Source organism: Streptomyces krungchingensis (genome assembly GCF_054729265.1).
On the sequence record NZ_JBPUKY010000001.1, the window covers coordinates 1,982,499 to 2,002,528 of the forward strand.

The 20,030-nt window shown below is 74.4% G+C and carries 14 protein-coding genes and 1 pseudogene; 8 read left to right on the top strand and 7 right to left on the bottom strand.

Annotated features, from left to right (window positions below; all coding sequences use genetic code 11):
* The first annotated feature begins 332 nt into the window (after window positions 1-332).
* Window positions 333-2,144 (top strand): phosphatidylglycerol lysyltransferase domain-containing protein, encoded by a 1,812-nt coding sequence (locus ACSYGO_RS08900; RefSeq protein ID WP_426678574.1) that lies wholly within the window; start codon window positions 333-335, stop codon window positions 2,142-2,144.
* Here the strand turns inward: ACSYGO_RS08900 and tatA are convergent.
* The 3 genes from tatA to ACSYGO_RS08915 all read right to left on the bottom strand — a co-directional run bounded on the left by tatA (window position 2,101) and on the right by ACSYGO_RS08915 (window position 5,564).
* The gene (tatA, locus tag ACSYGO_RS08905; protein ID WP_432186854.1) at window positions 2,101-2,358 is read right to left on the bottom strand and encodes a Sec-independent protein translocase subunit TatA; all 258 of its coding nucleotides are present in this window, start codon (window positions 2,356-2,358) and stop codon (window positions 2,101-2,103) included. The genes ACSYGO_RS08900 and tatA overlap by 44 nt on opposite strands.
* A gap of 148 nt (window positions 2,359-2,506) precedes the next feature.
* Entirely contained in the window at window positions 2,507-5,074 is a 2,568-nt protein-coding gene (gene mgtA / locus ACSYGO_RS08910; protein ID WP_460386418.1) for a magnesium-translocating P-type ATPase, read from the bottom strand.
* Window positions 5,075-5,135: 61 nt separating this feature from the next.
* Complete coding sequence (locus tag ACSYGO_RS08915) at window positions 5,136-5,564, bottom strand: ArsR/SmtB family transcription factor (protein ID WP_460386419.1); 429 nt, start codon at window positions 5,562-5,564, stop codon at window positions 5,136-5,138.
* Between the two features lie 169 nt (window positions 5,565-5,733).
* On the opposite strand from ACSYGO_RS08915, the gene ACSYGO_RS08920 reads away from it, so the two are divergent.
* The gene (locus ACSYGO_RS08920) at window positions 5,734-7,788 is read left to right on the top strand and encodes a HEAT repeat domain-containing protein (RefSeq protein ID WP_460386420.1); all 2,055 of its coding nucleotides are present in this window, start codon (window positions 5,734-5,736) and stop codon (window positions 7,786-7,788) included.
* Between the two features lie 208 nt (window positions 7,789-7,996).
* On the opposite strand, the gene ACSYGO_RS08925 is transcribed toward ACSYGO_RS08920, so the two are convergent.
* Window positions 7,997-8,575: an Rv1733c family protein gene (locus ACSYGO_RS08925; protein ID WP_426678579.1), complete on the bottom strand. Its 579-nt coding sequence runs from the start codon at window positions 8,573-8,575 to the stop codon at window positions 7,997-7,999.
* A 214-nt stretch (window positions 8,576-8,789) separates the two neighbouring features.
* Here ACSYGO_RS08925 and ACSYGO_RS08930 point away from each other — a divergent pair, with 214 nt between their 5' ends.
* From ACSYGO_RS08930 to ACSYGO_RS08945, 4 genes are all read left to right on the top strand, one after another.
* Window positions 8,790-9,932 carry a WD40/YVTN/BNR-like repeat-containing protein gene (locus ACSYGO_RS08930; protein ID WP_426678580.1) on the top strand — a complete coding sequence of 381 codons (1,143 nt, stop codon included), beginning with the start codon at window positions 8,790-8,792 and terminating at the stop codon, window positions 9,930-9,932.
* A 256-nt stretch (window positions 9,933-10,188) separates the two neighbouring features.
* On the top strand, window positions 10,189-10,866 hold the full coding sequence (locus ACSYGO_RS08935) for a uracil-DNA glycosylase (protein WP_426678581.1): 678 nt from the start codon (window positions 10,189-10,191) through the stop codon (window positions 10,864-10,866).
* Complete coding sequence (locus ACSYGO_RS08940) at window positions 10,863-11,873, top strand: N-acetylglucosamine kinase (protein ID WP_460386421.1); 1,011 nt, start codon at window positions 10,863-10,865, stop codon at window positions 11,871-11,873. The genes ACSYGO_RS08935 and ACSYGO_RS08940 overlap by 4 nt, the downstream gene beginning before the upstream one ends.
* A 510-nt stretch (window positions 11,874-12,383) precedes the next feature.
* A complete protein-coding gene (locus ACSYGO_RS08945; protein WP_426678583.1) occupies window positions 12,384-13,304 on the top strand; it encodes a sirohydrochlorin chelatase in 921 nt (306 codons plus the stop codon).
* Between the two features lie 202 nt (window positions 13,305-13,506).
* Here the strand turns inward: ACSYGO_RS08945 and ACSYGO_RS08950 are convergent, their stop codons facing one another.
* From ACSYGO_RS08950 to ACSYGO_RS08960, 3 genes are all read right to left on the bottom strand, one after another.
* Window positions 13,507-14,553, bottom strand: a complete 1,047-nt coding sequence (locus tag ACSYGO_RS08950) for a lactonase family protein (RefSeq protein ID WP_460386422.1) — start codon at window positions 14,551-14,553, stop codon at window positions 13,507-13,509.
* 60 nt (window positions 14,554-14,613) lie between these two features.
* The gene (locus ACSYGO_RS08955; RefSeq protein ID WP_460389692.1) at window positions 14,614-15,819 is read right to left on the bottom strand and encodes a nitric oxide synthase oxygenase; all 1,206 of its coding nucleotides are present in this window, start codon (window positions 15,817-15,819) and stop codon (window positions 14,614-14,616) included.
* Between the two features lie 1,058 nt (window positions 15,820-16,877).
* Window positions 16,878-18,365 (bottom strand): FUSC family protein, encoded by a 1,488-nt coding sequence (locus tag ACSYGO_RS08960; RefSeq protein WP_426678826.1) that lies wholly within the window; start codon window positions 18,363-18,365, stop codon window positions 16,878-16,880.
* Between the two features lie 256 nt (window positions 18,366-18,621).
* Here ACSYGO_RS08960 and ACSYGO_RS08965 point away from each other — a divergent pair, with 256 nt between their 5' ends.
* Together ACSYGO_RS08965 and ACSYGO_RS08970 are read left to right on the top strand one after the other, a co-directional pair.
* The gene (locus tag ACSYGO_RS08965; RefSeq protein WP_028800269.1) at window positions 18,622-19,098 is read left to right on the top strand and encodes an Lrp/AsnC family transcriptional regulator; all 477 of its coding nucleotides are present in this window, start codon (window positions 18,622-18,624) and stop codon (window positions 19,096-19,098) included.
* A gap of 134 nt (window positions 19,099-19,232) precedes the next feature.
* Window positions 19,233-19,924 (top strand): annotated as a pseudogene (locus ACSYGO_RS08970) (HAD family hydrolase).
* Window positions 19,925-20,030: the final 106 nt, after the last annotated feature.

The following is a 20,030-nucleotide window of genomic DNA, read 5'->3' on the forward strand; positions in this document are numbered from 1 at the left end:
ACACCGGAGGGACCGGGGGCCGCGACCCCGGGGACGGGTGAGGGGCAGTCCGGAATCCGGACGGAACCCGGCCGGGACCCGGCGGGCCGGAGAGGCGACGGGGCGACGGGGCGACGGGGCGACGGGGCGACGGGGCGACGGGGCGACGGGGCGACGGGGCGACGGGGCGACGGGGCGACGGGGCGATTCTCACCGCCTCCTTACCCCTTCACCTCTCCATAACCAGTCTTTTCCCTACACCATGTAGGGTTCCCGGCCGCAGCCCCCACTGCGCTCCCCGGCCACAGTCCGCACCGGTTCGCCCCGGCCTCTCCTCAAGGTGTTGCTCCACGGTGTCCGTACAACAGTCAGTGCTCGTCCCGGAACAGCGGAACACGAGGTCACGCCCGGCCCACCCGCCAGGACAGCGGGCCACCGCCGCACGACTGCGGGCAGCGGGCCTCACCGTCTGGTACCTGCGCCTGCTCGCGGCGCTCAATCTGGTCGCGGTGGTGTCGCTGACCTTCCGCCAGGAGGTGATCGAGCACAACGCAGGCCAGTACTTCACCCCGTACCTCGCCACCGCGGGACTGGTGTCGGCGGCACTGGCCCTGTTCCTCGCCCTGGTGATGCGGCGCCGCAAACGGGCGGCCTGGATCTTCAACATGCTGCTGGCCGGCCCGCTCTTCGTGCTCTACGCCGCCGCACTGACCCAGGACCGCTACCAGCGGCACGGCTTCAACTGGCTCTCCACCCTGCTCACCGGACTCTTCGTCGTCGCCCTGCTGGTGGGGCGCAAGGAGTTCCACGCCGTCGGCGACCGCTCCAACCCCAGGCTGGCCGTGGCCGTCGGCACCGGCGGCCTGCTCGTCGCCGCCACCCTCGGCACCCTGCTGGTGAGCGCCACCAACCAGGTCACCGGGACACCGCTGAGCGACCGTGTCGCGTACACCCTGCTGCGTGGCGTCAGCGTCGGCCCGCTCGCCGACCGCTTCGACAGCGTCGCGGCGCCCCGCTGGGTGGACGTCCTGATCAACGTCATGATGGCCGCGACCTTCCTCCTCGTGCTCTACGCCTGCTTCCGCTCGCCGCGCGGCCGTGAACTCCTCGGCGCGCCCGACGAGGACCGTCTGCGGGAGCTGCTCGTCCGGCACGGCGAACGGGACTCGCTGGGGTACTTCGCGCTGCGCCGCGACAAGGCGGTCGTGTGGTCCCCGACCGGCAAGGCGGCGATCGCCTACCGGGTCGTCGGCGGCGTGACGCTGGCCTCCGGTGACCCGATCGGGGATCCCGAGGCCTGGCCCGGCGCGATCGACGCCTGGCTGCGTGAGGCGCGCCGGCACGCGTGGACGCCCGCGGTGATGGGGGCGAGCGAGGAAGCCGGCACCATCTACGCCCGGCACGGTCTGGACGCCCTGGAACTCGGCGACGAGGCGATCGTGGACCGCGCCGACTTCACCCTGGAAGGGCGCGCGATGCGGGGCGTCCGGCAGGCGCACAACCGCGTCCGCCGCGCCGGCCACACCGTCCGCATCCGCCGGCACGCCGACATCCCCGGAGCCGAGATGGCCGCCCTGACCGACCTGGCGGACCGGTGGCGCGACGGCGAGACCGAGCGCGGGTTCTCCATGGCACTCGGCCGGCTCGGCGACCCGGCCGACGGGCGCTGCGTCATGCTGGAGTGCCACGACGGCGACGGCGAGCCCAAGGCCGTACTGAGCTTCGTGCCGTGGGGAGAGCGGGGACTGTCGCTGGACCTGATGCGCCGCGACCGGAACTCCGAGAACGGGCTCATGGAGTTCATGGTCATCGAACTCCTGCTGCGCGCCCAGGAGATCGGCGTCAGCAGGGTGTCCCTGAACTTCGCCATGTTCCGGTCCGTCTTCGAGCGCGGCGGCCGGCTGGGCGCCGGACCCGTGCTGCGGCTGTGGTGTTCGCTGCTGACGTTCCTCTCGCGCTGGTGGCAGCTCGAATCCCTCTACCGTGCCAACGCCAAGTACCGGCCCGTCTGGGAACCGCGCTACCTGCTGTTCGAGAAGAGCAGCGACCTTCCGCGCATCGGCGTCGCCGCCGCCCGCGCGGAAGGCTTTCTCGCCCCGCCCGCCCTGCCGCGGCCCGGTTTCAGTGCGCTGCGCCGGACGCCTCCGGCGCCGGACGGGGCGTAGCCGGACCGTCGGCGGCCCGGACGGCCTCCGGCACCGCCTGCCGGGCCGCGGGCTGTGCGTTCTCGCCCTTCATCGCCTTCGCCTCGCTCTTGAGGATGCGCATCGACTTGCCGAGTGCACGAGCGGTGTCGGGCAGCTTCTTCGAGCCGAACAACACGACGACCACGATCGCCACGATGAGCAGGTGCCAGGGTTCCAGTCCGTTGCGGAGCATCGCGCCCCCGCCTTCCTCGCGTCGGTCGGGGCGCGTCCGACGGGCCGACACCCCATGATGGTTGCTGTTTTGCGCAACTGTACAACTATGGGCTGAGGCGTCGGCGCGCCCCCGGACCAGCGCTTTCCCTGCCCCGCCCGCCGGGCCGTCATCGCCCGGGGCGGTGGATTCTCAGAACGACCGCGAGAGCCGTCCCGTACAGCGTGAGGACGACGGCGAGGAGCGCGTAGGAGGCGACGGGCAGTGCCGTCATGCCGAGGAGGGGACCGAGCGGCGAGAGCGGCAACAACAGTCCGGCGGCGGCGAGCGCGGCGGCGGCCGAGCCGATCGGCCCGGGGAACCGGCGGTCCTCGGCGGTGCGGCGGCCGAGGCGCAGCAACAGCATCGCGACGGCCTGGGTCATGAGGTTCTCGGTGAACCAGCCCGAGTGGAAGACAGTCGCGTCGTCGATGCCCTCGGGCCCGTCCGTGGCGAGGCCGAGGACCGCGAACGTGGCCAGGTCGGCCACCGCGTTGAGCGCCCCGAAGACGGTGATGAACCGCAGGAAGGACCGGGGCCGGAGCACGGCCGGGCGCCGCAGCGCGTCGGGCTGGGGGCGGTCGTGCACGAAGGCGAGCTGTGCCGCGTCGAAGCAGAGGTTCTGGGCCAGGATCTGGGCGGGGAGCATCGGGAGGAAGGGCAGGAGCAGTCCCGCGGCGAGCATCGCGAGGACGTTGCCGAGATTCGAGGACAACGTGGTGCGCAGGTAGGCGGCGACGGTGACGCTGCCGCGCCTTCCCTCCGTGACCGCGTGGCCGATCGCGCCGAGATCCTTCTCGGCCAGCACCACGTCGGCGCTCTCCCGGACGACGTCGACGGCGTCCCGAGGGGCGATGCCGACGTCGGCGGTGTCCAGTGCGGGCAGGTCGTTGACGCCGTCGCCGAGGAAACCGACCGTGTGGCCGCCGTCCTGCAGGGCGGCGACGAACCTCGCCTTCTGCTCCGGGGTGCAGCGGGCGAGCACCGTCGTGCGGCGGACCGCCTCGGTCAGTCCGCTGCCGGAGAGGCCGTCGAGGCGGTCGGCCGTCGTCACCTCCCCGGGGCGGACGCCCAGTTCGCGGCAGACCCGGGCCGCCGTGCCCGGGTGGTCACCGGTGAGGATCTTCACGGCGACGCCCTGGCCGGACAGGGTGCGCAACGCGTGCGCGGCGGTCGGGGCGAGCGCGTCCCGGAAGGTGACGAAGCCGCGGAAGGCCAGTCCTCGTTCGTCGGCCTGCGTGGGGCGGCGGGTGCGGGCGGGCCGTTCGGCGGTGGCGACCGCGAGCACGCGCAGCCCCTCCTCGGCGTGCCGCGCGGCGACGGCGAGCAGCCGGGCCCGCTCGTCCTCCTCCAGGGCGCACCTGTCCAGTACGTCCTCGAAGGCGCCCTTGATCACGAGGGTGTGGACGCCCGGCCGACGCGGATGCCGCACGACCGCCGTGGCGAGGCGGCGCTCCGGGGAGACCGGCAGCGCCGTGACGCCCTCCTCGTGATCCGTGTCCGGGTCGGTCGCGGCCAGGAGGGCCTCGTCCAGGGCGTCCGGCGCGGGCAGTTCGGCGAGCTGAAGGGTCCACCAGGCGTTCACACCGGCCCAGCGCAGGACGTCGGGGGCGTCCCGGCCGTCCCCGTCGACCGCGCGGTCGACGACGGGCCGGTCCTGGGTGAGGGTGCCCGTCTTGTCCAGGCACAGCACGTCCACCGCGCCGAGGTCGTGCAGTGCGGGCAGCCGTTTGACGATCACCTGGTGGGTGCGGGCGAGCACCGAAGCACCGCGCGCCAGAGCGGCCGTGACGACGACGGGCAGCATCTCGGGGGTGAGCCCGACCGCCACCGCGACGGCGAAGGGCAGGGTTTCCACGCCCCGCCCGCGCAGCGCCGCGTTCGCCATGAGCACCAGCGGCGGCGTGAGCAGCATGAACCGGATGAGCACCCAGGAGATGCCGCGCACGGAGCGGTCGAAGGCGCTGGGCGGGCGGGGAGAGTGGGCGGCGGGAGAGCCGTTCCACGCCGCGGCGAGGCGGGTCCGCGCCCCGGTCGCGAGCACGACCGCGGTCCCGCCGCCGGAGACCACGCTGCTGCCCTGGAAGCAGAGATGGTCCTGCTCCCCGGAGGCGGGGGCGTCCCGCGCGGACTTGGCGATCGCCGTCGACTCGCCGGTCAGCGCGGCCTCCCGCACGGTCAACCCGCCGGCCCGCAGCAGCCGTACGTCCGCCGGGACCAGGTCGCCGGGACCGAGCCGGATCACGTCGCCGGGCACCAGGGCGTCGACGGGGACGTCCCGGACCCGTGGAGCGCCGACCGGCTCGGCGCGCCGCAGCACGGTCGAGGTCCCGGCGACCAGTTCGCGCAGCCCGGCCGTCGACCGGTCGGCCCGGTGCTCCCCGGACGCGCGCAACGCGCAGCCGACGGCCACCAGGCACAGGATCACGCACGCCGTTCCCCAGGCCGCCACGGCCGCCGACATCAGGCCGAGGCAGAGCAGCACAGCGGTGAAGGGGTCACGCGTTCCGCGGACGAACAAGCGCGGCCAGGACGTCGCGCGCCGGTGCGGAGGCTCGTTCGCTCCCAGGCGGACCAGCCGCTCCTGTGCCTCGGCCTCGGTCAGCCCCCGCGGGCCGGTGTCCAGGTTCCGCAGCAACTGGAGCGACGTCAGTGCGGCAAGGCCGTCCGAGGCATACGCCTCTGCGGCGGGCGGCACGCCGGCTCGCGAGCGGTCCTGCCGCGTCGACGTCGCGGTCGTGCCGGGTGCCAAGACGGTCTCAGGCGCCGACGCCGCGGATGCGTCGCAGCGCTCCACGCGCGGAGCGACCGCCGACGGCGGTGCGACCGGCGGCGCCGGTCCGATCGGCGGCGCCGGACCGATCGGCCAGGGCGGCCCGGTCGGTCAGCTGGCCCACCACGAGGCGTACGACGGTCACGACGTCCGGGTCGTCGACGAAGTAGACCTGCCGCCGGCCCTCGCGCCGGGACCGTACGAGACCGGCCAATTTCAGCTTGGTCAGATGCTGGCTCACCGCGGGCAGCGCGCCGCCGACCCGCTCGGCGAGACCGGTCACGTCGCTCTCGCCCTGCGCGAGCGCCCAGACGATGTGCAGCCGCGCCGGCGACGCGAGCAGCCCGAACGTCGCGGCCGCCTCCGCCAGCACCTCGGCGGACGGGTCCTCGAAGCCCCCGGCCTCTGCCGCCACCGCCCTGCCCTCCCGTCCCGGCCGACCCGTCGGCCCACCCGTGCGAATCGCCCCAGTCTAGGACTCCGGCCATGGCGCCCGCGGCCGTCGCCCGGCACGCTTCCCGACGTCACTGTCAGTGCCGTGGTGCACACTCTCGATCAGTTGCCGGATGCCTGGGGAGGACGCCGTGTTCAGGGGGATCGACGAGGTCGGCTGGGCTTCGATGGAGCATGCGTACGGAAGCGCCGAGGACGTGCCGGGGCTGTTGCGCGGCCTCGCCGCGGCGAACCCCGAGGAGCGCGAGCGTGCACTCGACGGGATGTATGGGGCGGTGCACCACCAGGGCGACGTGTACGACTCGACACTGGCCTGCATCCCCTTCCTGTTCGAGCTCGTCACCCATGCGGAAGTCCCCGACCGCGGCGGCATCGTGGAACTGCTCGTCAGCATCGGCGGAGGGGACGATGCCGAGGACGACGATGCCGGGGACGACGAGGAGGGCGTCACCGCCCCGGTCCGCGGCGACGACGACGGCGACGGCGACAATCGGGCGATGGCCCGTGCGGCGATGCGGGCGGGGGCCGCGGCCTTCGTCGGCCTGGTCGCGGACGAGGACCCGGAGGTACGGCGCGCGGTTCCGGCCGCGCTCGTCCGCTTCCTCGACGAACCGGAGCGCGTGCTCGGCCTGTTGAGGGAGCGGCTCGACGCCGAGGAGGAGGGCGGCGTCCGGCTGGCGCTCGCCGAGGGCATCGGACTGCTCGCGCGCCTGCACGCCGGCGTCACCGCACCGGCGGTGGACTGCCTGACCGCGCTGTGCACCGCCCCGCACGACCCGGGACTGCGGCTCGCCGCGCTCGGCCAGCTCGCGGGGTGCGCGCCCGACCGCCTTCCCGCCGACCTGGTGCCCACCGTCGTCGCCCTGCTCCGCGCCCGGTCGCGTTGCGCCCGCGGGCCGGAGGAGCCCGAGCGGACCGGCACGGACACGCTCGTCGGACATCTGCGCCGCATGCGGCCCGCGGACGAAGAGGGCTCCCAGCTGCTGCGCACGCTCCACACGGCGCTCGGTTCCCGCACCGCCGACCGGATCGCCCTGCTCGAAGGTCAGTTGACCGGCGAGGACGCGGCCGACCGGTGCAACGCGGTGTGGATGTCCGCGGGACTGTTCCGCGAGTGGCGCGCCTCGTACGAGGAACCGATCGCCCTGATCGGTGAGCAACTCGCCTCGGACGAGGAGCGTCTGCGCTACGCCGCGGTGTCGGTCCTGGAGTCCCTCTTCACCCTCGCGGCGCCCGCCGCCGACCGGCTCGCCGCCCTGGTGGAGTCGGACCCGCAGGCCTGGGGTTCCGGCACGCCGACCCTGAGCCGCCCGCTGAAGGCCCTGGCCAGGGCCGGGGATCCGCGGGCCGTTCCCGCCCTGGCCCAGGTGCTGACCCAGCCGGTCGTCCCGAACGAGGTAGGTCACGCGATCGAGTACCTGGGCCCGGCCGCCGCGCCCCTGGCCCCGCTGCTGCGGCAGCGCCTCGGCGAGGTGCCCCTGGACTCCCGGGAGACTTACGGCCGGGCCGCACCGCTGCTGTCCGCGCTCGGCAGGCTGCGCCACGACGCCGCGGTGCCCGAAGTGCTCCGACTGCTGCACGGCGCACCCGGCACGCTGTCGCTGCGGGACTCTCTCGTGAGCGCGCTCGCCGGGACGCTCGGGACGTTCGGGGCCGGCGCGCGGACGGCGACACCGGTGCTGCGCGAGCTGCTGGACGGTCCGAGCGCCGTCCCGGCGGCTGCCGCGCTCTGGGCGGTCGAGGGGGACCTGACCGCGGTGCTTCCCCCTCTGATGCGGGGACTCGCGGAGGAGGGCACGGGCCACGCGCGGCCGGCGGCGGAGGCCCTCGGCCGCGTCGGGCCGCCCGCCGCCGCCGCGCTTCCGGAGCTGCGGCGGCTCGCGGAATCCGCCGAGGTCTGGGAGCGGACGGCCGCCGCCTGCGCGCTCTGGGACATCGCCGTCGATCCCGAGCCGGTGCTGCGGGTGTTCCGCACCGCCTGGCACGAGAACGCGTACACGCGCGGCACGATCGCCGCGTGTCTCGTCCGGATGGGCGGCGCGGCGGAACCCGTCCACGACCTGGTGCACGCGGAGCTGGCCGCTCCGCGGCGGCACCGGGCGCGGTCCGGCGGCTACGGCAGCCACGACATCCTGGAGGACGAACGACTGCTGCGGGACTGCCGCACGGTGCTGGACGCGGCGTAGCGCCGGCGGGCCCGCGGAGGGCCCGTGCGGCGTGCTGCGCGGAGCGGCTCACGCCGTCCGAGGAGCGGCCTGCAACACCGAGGGAACCGCCCACGGCGTCCGAGGAGCGGTCCGCGAGGTCGAGCGAAGCGGACCGCGGCCGTCGGCGCAGCGACTCACGACGCCCGAGGAGCGGTCCACGAGGTCGGCGGGGACGCTCGTCCAGGGCTCAGCTCGTCGTCCGGCCCCATCTGGGTCCTATCCGTGCCCACTCCTGGTCCCACTGGTCCATCCGGCGCCGTTCGAGACGGCCTCGTACCAGCCGGCCGCCGACGAAGGGCACGGCCGCCGCGCTCACGCCCACGAGAACACCGACCATGGCGGACCGGGTCTGTGCCTGCGAGGCGGTGGCGGGTTTGGTGACCAGGCGCCCCTGCCGGTCGGTCCACACGGTGACCGGGGTGCCTGCCTCCGTCCCGGCGTAGACCCGCGACTGGCCGGTGTGGGCCGAGCCGTCGGGCGCGGTCCAGCTCACCTTCGCCCAGACGAGGCCGCTCGCGGACTCCGTGGCGCCGGAACCGACCGCGTCCTCGGTGACCTGGGCCGCGACGGAGCGCCACTGGGCGCGTTCCACGGCGAGACCCCGCTCGACGGTCCGCGCGGTCAGCAGACCGGTGAAGACGCCGCTGAGCACGACGAGCACCCAGGCGACGAGCATGATCCAGGCCTCCAAGGCGTCACTGCGGCGCCGCAACGGATTGCGCCGCCACCGCCACAGCCAGACCTTCGGACCTCGGAATGCCGCCATCGATGGCATCCTCCTCACAGCCGCACGGAAACGCCCCGTCCCCCTCCCATACGCGCTCGGCCCGCTGGACGCTCAGGCCGGGTCGGTCGACTCGTCCGTCCCTGGAATCACGGTACGCCGCATGTGTGCCGGGAGGCAGCTCGAAGGAATCGCCGGCAGGGCCCGACACGGCGTCCGCGACCTGCGCGGACGACGAGTTCAGGGGTGACTGTCAGTGGCGGGGTGCAGACTGGCCGGTGTCTGGGACAACGACGTCGCGGAGGTGGTCGGCATGGCCGACGTTCTGCTCACGGTAGGCACGCGCAAGGGACTGTTCATCGGACGACGGCGCGGCGGCGCCTGGGAGTTCGACGAAAGTCCGTACTTCAACGCACAGGCGGTGTACTCGGTGGCGATCGACACCCGGGGCGGGCGTCCCCGGCTGCTGGTCGGCGGGGACAGCGCGCACTGGGGTCCGTCCGTGTTCCACTCGGACGACCTGGGCCGGACGTGGACCGAGCCGGCGCAGCCCGCCGTCAAGTTCCCCAAGGACACGGGTGCCTCGCTGGAGCGGGTCTGGCAGTTGCACCCGGCGGCCGCCGAACCGGACGTGGTGTACGCGGGCACCGAGCCCGCCGCGCTGTACCGCTCCGAGGACCGTGGCGAGTCCTTCGAGCTCGTCCGCCCGCTGTGGGAGCACCCCACCCGCTCGAAGTGGGTGCCCGGCGGCGGTGGCGAGGGGCTGCACACCATCCTCACCGACGCCCGCGATCCGCGCGCCGTGACGGTCGCCGTCTCCACGGCGGGCGTCTTCCGCACCGAGGACGGCGGCGCGAGCTGGACCCCTTCCAACTCCGGTGTCTCCGCAGTGTTCCTGCCGGACCCGAACCCGGAGTTCGGCCAGTGCGTGCACAAGGTCGCGCGGGACGCCGCCAACCCCGACCGGCTGTATCTCCAGAACCACTGGGGCGTGTACCGCAGTGACGACGCGGGCGCGAAGTGGACGGACATCGGCGACGCTCTGCCGTCCACGTTCGGGTTCGCGGTCGCCGCGCATCCGCACCGCGGCGACACGGCGTACAACTTCCCGATCACCGCCGACTCGGACCGCGTCCCCGCCGACCGGCGCTGTCGTGTCTTCCGCACGTCGGACGCGGGCAAGAGCTGGGAGCCGCTGACCGCCGGCCTGCCCACCGAGGACCACTACGGCACGGTGCTGCGCGACGCCCTGTGCACGGACGACGCCGACCCGGCCGGCGTGTACTTCGGCAACCGCAACGGCGAGGTGTTCGCCTCGGCCGACGACGGCGACAGCTGGAAGCAACTGGCCTCGCACCTGCCGGACGTGCTGTGCGTACGGGCAGCTGTCATCGGCTGAGGCGAACAGGGGAGAACGGGGGAGAGACGCCGGTGGGTGTCCCGGGAGAGACAACAGCCAAGTGCCGTGCGGGGGGAGGCCTCCGGGCCTGTCCTGGGGTGCCCGTCGCGTCGGAGGGCGAGCCGGAAGGGAGCGGGCCAGGAAGTCGCGGACCCTGTCCCGGGAGCACTCGATTCGTCGCCGGATCGGTCAGGCCCGGTCGCCGCGGGCCCACCGGTTTGATCTCCGCCGTGTGTACGGCAGTAGGGTGACGCCCGTGGCACCACGACCATTGCATGAAATCGTCGAACCGGGCTGGGCGAAAGCCCTCGAACCCGTCACGGGACAGATCGCCGGGATGGGCGACTTCCTGCGCACGGAGATCGCCGCCGGACGCACCTACCTCCCGGCGGGGGCGAACGTCCTGCGGGCCTTCCAGCAGCCCTTCGACGAGGTACGCGTCCTCATCGTCGGGCAGGACCCCTACCCCACTCCGGGGCACGCGGTGGGGCTGTCGTTCTCGGTCGCCCCGGACGTGCGTCCGCTGCCGGGCAGCCTGATCAACATCTTCCGCGAGCTCAACACCGACCTGGGCCTGCCCCAGCCGTCCAACGGCGACCTCACCCCCTGGACCCGGCAGGGCGTGCTCCTGCTCAACAGGGCGCTCACCACAGCCCCTCGCACCCCGGCCGCACACCGCGGCAAGGGCTGGGAGGAGGTCACCGAGCAGGCGATACGGGCGCTCGCCGCGCGGGGGCGGCCTCTCGTGTCGATCCTGTGGGGCCGCGACGCCAGGAATCTGCGTCCCCTCCTCGGTGACCTGCCCTCGGTGGAGTCCGCGCATCCCTCCCCCATGTCGGCGGACCGCGGCTTCTTCGGGTCCCGGCCCTTCAGCCGGGCCAACGACCTGTTGGCCCGCCAGGGGGCCGAGCCGGTGGACTGGCGCCTGCCGTGACGGCCGGCGCCGCACCGGCACCGACCGCCGTACTCGCCGTCGACTCGGGCGGCTCGGGGCTGCGCGCGGTGCTGGCCGCGCACGGTCGGGACCCGGGCGCGCCCCCCGAGCGACTCGGCGCGCCCCTGACCTCGCGGGAGCCTGTCCGGACGGGACCGCGCGGCATCGACGCGGCTCATCTGGCCGGACAACTGGTGCCGATGGCACGCCGGTTGCTGGCGGTGACGGGCGCCGACGGCATCGCAGCCGTCGCGGTCGGGGCCGCGGGACTCGCCACGCTCGGTGACGAGTTGCGCGCCGACCTTCCGTCCGCGCTGGAGCGTGAACTGGGCGTGCGGCGGCTCGTGTTGGTCGCCGACGCGGTGACGGCGTACACCGGTGCCCTCGGCCTGCGTGCGGGCGCCGTGATCGCCGCGGGCACCGGACTGATCGCGGTCGGCACGGATCTGACCCGCTGGCGACGGGCCGACGGATGGGGCCATCTGCTCGGGGACTGCGGCGGCGGGGCCTGGATCGGTCGCGCCGGACTGGAGGCGGCCGTACGGGCCTTCGACGGTCGCCGGGGCGGCTCCGCGGCCCTGCTGGAGCGGGCGGAGGAGATGTTCGGGCCGGTGCCGGGGCTGCCGGCCCAGCTGTACCCGCGCACGGACCGGCCCGCCGCCCTCGCGTCCTTCGCCCCGGAGGTCGCGGCGTGCGCCGCGGCCGATCCGGTGGCCGCCGAGATCCTGCGCTCGGCGGCGGCGCACATGGCCGAGTCCGCGGCGGCGGTCTGCCCGGACGGCGACGAGGCCCGAGTCGCCCTGACCGGTGGCCTGTTCAAGATGGGTGAGCCGCTGCTCGGGCCGCTGCGCGAGGAGTTGGCACGACAGCTGCCGCACGCCCGGCAGGTCCCGGCCGCGGGCGACCCGCTGGACGGCGCCGTGCGCATCGCCGCCGACCTCGCCGACGACCGGCTCACGCTGCCCAGGGACGAGCGGATGCTGTACGTGGTGACCGAGAAGCCGTAGCGGGGACGCCCGCGCAGGACCGGGCGACCGGGCGCATCCGGAACCAGACGTCTGCGGACGAACTGCCGGAACCATACATCGGCGGATGAACCGCCGGAAACGGATGCGGGCGGATGAACTCCTGGAAACGGACGGCCGGAGACGGGCGGCCGGGCGCATCCGACGACGGTTCACGCCCCGGCATGGCACGCGCGTCCGACCGGCGCCGGTCCGCGACGAGCGGGGGAATCCACCGGACCGCACCCATCCCGCCGGGCGCTCTCCCAGGCCAGCCCCAGGTCAGCGCCTCGCGGCTGAATTCGGTGCCCGACATGGGGGATTGTTCGGCTCTGTCGGACACCTGAAGGTGACACGTGTGCCGGACACCCCCGCATCTCACCCGGCTCACAAGTGGGTTGGTACCGATCACTTCCGATCCGTACGTAACTCATCAGACAAAAGCGGACGGATACCGCTCACCTGCACCCTCCCCGAACAGGGGAGCCCAAGAAGCCAGTAACATGCGGCGCCATGAGCTCCCCCACTGGGCCCGCGTCCGGCCTGCCAGTACGAATGCCGCGACCCCGCCAGCCCGGCCGGCACCGCCGTCCGGAACCCCTGGCGGCTCCTGAGGGCGCGCCCGCGCTCGTCCTCGCGGTGCCGGGCACCCCCAGCGCCGCCACGCGCAGCCTCGCCGAGGAGGTCGTGAGCATCGCGCGCTCCGAGCTCCCCGGCCTCGACGCCCGTATCGGGTACCTGGACGGGGACGACGAATTCCCCACGCTGCAGTCCGTGCTGACCCACGCCGCCGAGGAGCGCACCGCGCGCTTCGAGCAGGCTCGCGCCGCCGGTGCGGACGTGGCCGAGCCCGACGGGCCGGTCGCCGTCGTGGTACCGCTGCTCGCCGGTCCGGACAACGCGCTGCTCCGCCGTGTCCGCCAGGCCGTCATGGAGAGCCGTGTCGCGGCCGACCTGACGGATGTCCTCGGCCCGCACCCGCTGCTCGCCGAGGCGCTGCACGTGCGCCTGTCCGAGGCCGGCCTGGCCCGTGCCGACCGCGCCCGGCTGTTCACCGTCGCCACCGCCGCGGACGGCATCATCCTGGCCGCCGTCGGCGGCGAGGAGGCCGTGCAGGCTGCCGGGATCACCGGCATGCTGCTCGCGGCCCGGCTCGCCGTCCCGGTGATGGCGGCGGCGCTCGACGTGGAGGGCGCGATCGCGGCCACCGCCGAGCAGCTGCGCGGCTCGGGTTCGCAGCAGCTGGCGCTCGCGCCGTACCTGATCGGGCCGGAGCTCGACGCGGGTCTGCTCGACGCGGCCGCCAAGGAGGCGGGCTGCGCCGCCGCCGAGGCGCTCGGCCCGTACCCGGCGATCGGCAAGCTGGCGCTGGCCAAGTACACGACTGCGCTGGGCATCGCCCCGCAGCAGCCGCAGGGCACTCCGACCCACTAGCCGTCCGGCACACCAGCACCCCGACGGGGCCCGCTCCGTTCCTGGAGCGGGCCCCTTCGCATGGGCGGTCGTTCATGACACGCGGCCGGTCAGGTCGTGGACGGGCGAGCCCCGGACGTCACAGACGGGAGGCCCCGGACGTCACAGGCGGGAGGCCCTGGACGGGTTCGTCCTGGCCCGTGGCCGGGCCGCGGGGCTCAGGTCAGTCGAAGACGACGCAGGACGCGGCCGGTGCCGCGACCGAGCCGCCCCGTCGTGGCACGCCGGTGTCCGGGTCGACCACGAACCAGGTCACGTCACCGGAGCGCTCGTTCGCGCAGTACAGGAACCGGCCGGTGGGGTCGAGGGCCAGCGCTCGCGGCCACACGCCGCCGCAGGGCACCGTCGCCACCAGTCGCAGCCCCTCGCCGACCGCGTCCGGGGCGAGCACGGAGACGACGTCCTGGCCCCGCGTCGCGGTCCACACGAACCGGCCGTCGGGCGACACGACGATCCCCGAGGGGTACGCGTCACCGCTCGGGACGCCCGAGAGCACCGGAGTCTCGCCGACCGGCCGCAGCCCGCCGTCGGCGGCGTCCCAGCGGCACACGGTGACGGTGGGCGCGAGTTCGTTGAGGACGTACGCGTGTTCGCCTCGCGGGTGGAAGGCCAGGTGACGGGGGCCCGAGCCGGGCCGGAGGGCGATCTCGCGGTGGAGCGTGAGCGTTCCGCTGTCCAGGGCGCACACGCGTACGGAGTCCGTGCCGAGGTCGACGCTCACCACCCACCGGCCGCTCGGATCGGGCTGCACCTGATGGGCGTGCGGGCCCTGCTGACGCGGGGTGTGCGGGCCGGAACCGGTGTGCTGGAGCACGCCGGAGGCGCCGGCCGCCAGCCCGCCGAGGGGGTCGACCGGCACGGCCGTGACGCTGCCGGAGCCGTAGTTGGCGGTCAGGACGTGGCCGGAGAACACGCTGAGGTGCGTGGGGCCGCTGCCGCCGACCGGCACGGGCGGCCCCGTCAGCTCCGGCTTGTCGTCGTGGACCCGGTAGGCGGCCACGCCGCCGTCGGCCGTCTCGCTCACCGCGTACAGCATGTCGCCCGCGGGCGACAGCGCGAGGTAGGACGGGTCGGGGACACCGTCGACAGCGCTCAGGACGGTCAGGGCGCCGCTGTCCGGGTCCACGGAAGTCGTGAGGACGCCGAGCCCTCCCGCCGCCGTGAACGAGCCGATGAACGCCCGCTGTCGCCGCCTGCCGCCGTCTGCCACTGCCGTCCCCTCTCGGTCCCGCGTAGTCCGGGGCGACGGTAGCAGCAGCGGCGCTGCGGTCTAGACCAGGGGCGTGCCCTTGGCCCGTTCCAAGGCCTCGGGATGGTGCACGTAGGCGGGGCTGCGTTCGACCGTCTCGTAGGTGCGGTGGAAGACCGGGGTGGCGCTGCCGGAGATCGGCGGCACGATCCACGACCAGTCCGCGCCCACCGGCCGCCCCCTGCGCTCCTCGCGCCCCAGGTGGGTGAGGAAGCGCCGGGACTCGGTGTGGTGGTCGGTGACCGTGACGCCCGCCAGGTCGAAGGAGTGCAGCACGGACCGGTTCAGTTCGACGAGGGCGCGGTCCTTCCACAGGGAGCGGTCGGTGCGGGTGTCCAGGCCGAGGCGGTCCGCGATGCGGGGCAGCAGGTCGTAGCGGTCGGTGTCGGCGAGGTTGCGGGCACCGATCTCGGTGCCCATGTACCAGCCGTTGAAGGGCGCGGCCGGGTAGCAGATGCCGCCGATCTCCAGGCACATGTTGGCGAGGGCGGGCACCGCGTGCCAGCGCAGTCCGAGCGTGGGCCACCAGTCGTGCTCCGGATGGGCGAGCTCCACTTCGAGCACCGCGTCGTCCGGCAGGGCGAACCAGCGGGGCTTGTCGCCGGTCCCCTCGATCACCAGCGGCAGTACGTCGAACTCGGTGCCGGGGCCGCCGGGCCAGCCGAGCCGCCGGGCGAGCGCGGTGAGTCCGGCGTTGCGCGGGTCGCCGGTCACGCTGCCGTCCGGGCGCGTGTAGCCCGCGTACCGGACGAGCTGCTCGTTCCAGATCCGCGGGCCGGGCCGCCCCGGGGCGTCGGGCGCGAACACCGTGATCAGCGCCCGGATGCGGCCGTCGCGGGTGGCCTCCCGCAGATGGTCCGCCGCCCCCTCGGCGACGTCCTCCGCGTCCCGCACGTCCCTGCGGTCCCGCACGTGGAGGGAGTGCCAGTAGAGGCGTCCTATGCAGCGGTTGGCGTTGCGCCAGGCCACGCGCGCGCCGAAGACGAGTTCCTCCGTGCTGTGCCGGTACGTCCCCGTGTCCGCCATCTCGGCCCGTACGGCGGCGATCCTCCGGGCCGGATCACCGAGGCGCCGCTCGACGTGATGGAGGGTGAGGAACTCGACGGCGGCCCGGAACAGCGCGTGCGGGCCGGGCACCGGGACCGGGCCGGGCGCGGACGGTGCGGGGGCGGACGTCGACGGTGCGGGAGCGGACCTCGACGGCACGGGGCCGTACGGGGACGGCAGGAGGCCGGACGGGTTCCGCGGCGGGGCGGCGGGGCAGCCGGGCGGTGCGAGCGTGTCGCGCACGGCGTGAGCGGACGGGGCGCTCCCTCCCTGCGCGTCGCGGGAGGCATGCGCGGACGGGGCGCTCCCGCAGTGCGCGTCGTGGCCCGCCGGACGGGCCCTGTCACGGGTGGCGGGGTCGGTCTGCGAGGTCGCGGTGTCCGCGGCCGTGGCGTGCGCCGCATTCGACTGAGCGGCCTTGATCGGCTCCGTCCCGGTCGGCACCTGCCCCGTCCCGACCTGCGGGGGCTCGGCTTGCGCGGGCTCGGCCTTCTGAGCCGTGGTCTGCGGAGGCGTAGTCCACGGAGCCGTGGCCTGGGGAGCCGTGGCCTGCGGAGCCGTGGTCCGCATCGGTGGGGTTCGCGCGGGCAGGGCGTGTGGTCCCGGTTCCGGTGGCCGGGCCGGCCCGTTCGGACCCGGTGCCCTCGTGGGGCGGGACGAGGCGCTGCCCGGCGGGCCGGCGGGCGTCAGCCGCCCCCGGAGCCCCGGTACGGGACCGCCTGCGTCCCGACGGGCGCGTGTCCCGGCGCCGCCCCGCGCCTCCGGGGCGATCGGGGCGCCGTCGTCGGACCGACGGGTGCCGGGCAGCTGCAGTACCCGGGGGTCGATGCCCTCCGGCCGGCGGCCGCCCAGGTCAGGTTCCGGCCATCCCGCCGCGTCCGTGCCGTCGTGCCGGTGAGCGGCGCCCAGGCGGTCCAGACGGTCCAGCCAGCCGCCCGGACCGTCGGCGGCCGGAGCCGCATGCCCCGCGTCCGGATCGTCGGCGCAGCGGCCTTCGTGCGCGCTTCTGCAAGGGACGTCCCGCATTGGTGCCACCCCCAGGGGCTCCGCCCGCGGAGCCCTCCCGCACGGTCCGCGGGTTCCGTGCGTCTGATAGCCGCGGGGTTACCCGGCCCACGGGGTGATCCACCCTATGGATGGCCGGTAAAAGTGCCTCGTTCCGGGGCGCACCGTCCACCGGACGCCGGTGGACCCGAGCCGCTGGACCGTCCGCCGCCCGGCCCGGACGCCGGAAGGGCTCAGGCGCCCATGAGCCGGGAACCGCGCAGCGGCGCGGCGAGCGCCAGGAGCGCACGCTCGAGACCGTGGAGGTGGGCGAGGGCCTGCTCGGCTCCGGGGTGGTGCCCCGGAGCCGCGGGACGGGCCGTCGCGGGACGCCCCGGCACGGCGCCGACCAGGGTCTCCATCGCGGTCTCGACCCGCCCGCACGCAGCTGTCAGACGAGCATCGTGCGAGGCGTCCGGATCGGCGGCCACGGCCGCGAGCCCCCGCACCTCACGGGCGCAGTCGTCGAGCAGGGCGAGGATCTGACGGGCCCGCTCCTTGCGCGCACGCATCGGGTTGAGCGGATGCACCAGGGGCGCGAGCGCCAGTCGTACGCGCCCCAGGAGTGCTTCGAGCTCCCCCGCGCGCGGCGCCGGGTCGGCCTGGTCGTCGCCCGCCAGCCGGTCGGCCGCCGCGGCGGTGCAGTCGTGCACCGCGTGCAGGGCCCGCTCGACCCACCGGTCGGTGACGGCATGGGTCGTGATGGGCAGGACCAGCGCGACGGCGAGCGCGGCACCCAGGGCGCCCGCTCCGGTCTCGGCCAGCCGGAGGCCGAGGAGTCCGGGGTGCAGCACTCCGAGGAGCCCGTACAGCAGTCCGGCCATCACGGTGACGAAGAACATCATCCAGCTGTACGAGGGCGCCGCCGTGTAGAAGATCCCGAAGACGCAGACCGCGACGAGCGCGGCGGTGGGCGCCGGGGCGCCGTGCAGCGGTACGGCGATCAGCAGACCGGCGGCGATGCCGGTGACCGTGCCGACGACGCGCCGGAAGCCGCGGACGAGCGTCTCACCGCGCGAGGCGGTGTTGACGAAGATCCACCAGGCGGTGCCCACGGCCCAGTACCAGCGGTCGTGGGAGATCAGCTGGCCCGCGGTGAGCGCGAACGCGCAGGCGGCGGTCGCCTGGAAGGCCTGGCGCGTGGCGGGGCGAGCGAGTCCGCGTCCGTCCAGCGGCGCGGGCGCGGCGGGCAGCGGGGTGCGCCGCTCCACGCACCAGGCGCCGAAACGCACCGTGGACGACGCGGTGAGCGCCAGCGCCACGGCGCCGAACAGCTGGGGCAGCTGGCCGGGAACGGCGTGCAGGAACTGCGTGGTGAAGAACATCATGAACGCGAAGATGCCGAGCGCGTGGCCGCGCGGGCCCCAGCGGCGGGCGTACACACCGGCGAAGATCACGGCGAGCCAGGTCGCGTCGCGCAGCGCGGGCGTCCCGTGCAGGGCGGTCGCCAGCGCGAGGACCGGGAAGCCGGCCAGCGGCAGCAGCGCGGTGGTGACGGCCTGGCCGCGCACGGTCGGGTCACCCACCGTGAACAGCGCGAGGAGCGCCGCGAGACCGCCCGTGATGGACGCGGGCAGGGAGAGCCCGGCCAGTTCGCACAAGGTCACCGCGAGACCGATACCGAGGACGGCCCGCAGGGAGACCCGCAGCCGGAACAGCCCCGGGTCCGGAGCCATGAACATCTTCTTCACCGTCGGCGGCCCGCCCCCACTTCGCATCGACACCTTCCGCGCACAGGTCCGTGAGGGCCGCGGCCCTCAGGACATGGGAATGGCGCCGCGGGTCCGGTCCGGCGTCCTTGCCGTCCGGCGCTGCGCAGCGCCATGAATACAGACAAGGTAAGCAACAGCCGGGAACTGGCTCAACAGGCGCTGCCCAGAGAGGGCCATTGGTACAGTCGAGAGAGATCACGTAGGACAACAGGAAGACCAACGGACCATGGCCGTGGACGAACTCGACACCCGCATCCTGCGGCTGCTGCTCGAACAACCGCGCACCAGCGTGCGCGAGTACGCGCGCATCCTCGGCATCGCCCGCGGCACGCTCCAGGCGCGCCTCGACCGGCTGGAACGCGACGGCGTGATCACCGGAGCGGCCCCGTCGCTCTCCCCCGCCGCCCTCGGACACCCGGTCCTGGCCTTCGTGCACATCGAGGTCACGCAGGGCCACCTCGACGAGGTCGGCGACGCCCTGGCCGCGGTGCCGGAGATCGTCGAGGCGTTCTCGATCACCGGCGGCGGCGATCTGCTCACCCGTGTGGTGGCCCGGGACAACGCACATCTGGAGGACGTGATCCAGGCCCTGATCAGCCTGCCGGGCGTCGTCCGCACCCGCACCGAGGTGGCGCTGCGCGAGCGCGTCCCGCACCGGTTGCTGCCCCTGGTGGAGTCGATCGGGCGCAGTACGAGGAGCTGACCACCGGACGACGAGGACCGGACCCTCGGGCGGCCGCGGTCCGGAGCCGCGGTCCGGGGCCGTGCTCAGTCGCCGGTCGCGCCCCGGTGGACCCGAGCCGATCCGCCCGCCGCGCACTTGGCATCCTTGTCCGCATGAGCACCCTCGGCACCACGGCGGTCATCTTCGATCTCGACGGAACGCTCGTGGACAGCGAGCCGAACTACTTCGAGGCGGGCCGCCGGACCCTCGCCGAGCAGGGCGTCACGGACTTCACCTGGGCCGACCACGAGCAGTACGTCGGCATCAGCACCCAGGAGACGCTCGCCCTCTGGAAGGAGCGCTACGGCCTGACGGCCCCGCTCGACACGCTGCTCGCCGACAAGAACCGCCGCTATCTGGAGCTGGCCCGCGCCGCCACGCACGTGTACCCGGAGATGCGGAAGTTCGTGGAACTGCTGGCCGCCGAGGACGTCCCGATGGCGGTGGCCTCCGGTTCCTCGCCGGAGGCCTCGAAGCGATCCTGGCGGGCACGGGCCTCGCCCCGTACATGCCGACCGTGGTCTCGGCCGACGAGGTCGCGCACGGCAAGCCCGCCCCCGACGTCTTCCTGGAGGCGGCTCGCCGCCTGGGCGCCGCACCGGCCGACTGCGTGGTCCTGGAGGACGCCGCGCCGGGCGTCGCCGCCGCGCACGCCGCCGGGATGCGGTGCATCGCGGTCCCCTACGTCGCCGCGCAGGCCGACGACCCGGCCTTCGCGACGGCCGGACTGCTGCTGCGCGGCGGCCAGTCCGAGTTCACCGCGCGCGGCGCGTACGACTGGCTCGCGCCGCGCGCGGCCGGCTGACGGCCGACGGGCCAACAGACCGACCGACCGGCTGACGACCGACGCGCCAAAAGACCAACCGCCTGGCCGACGGACCGACGGGCCGACGTGCCGACGAGCCGACGGG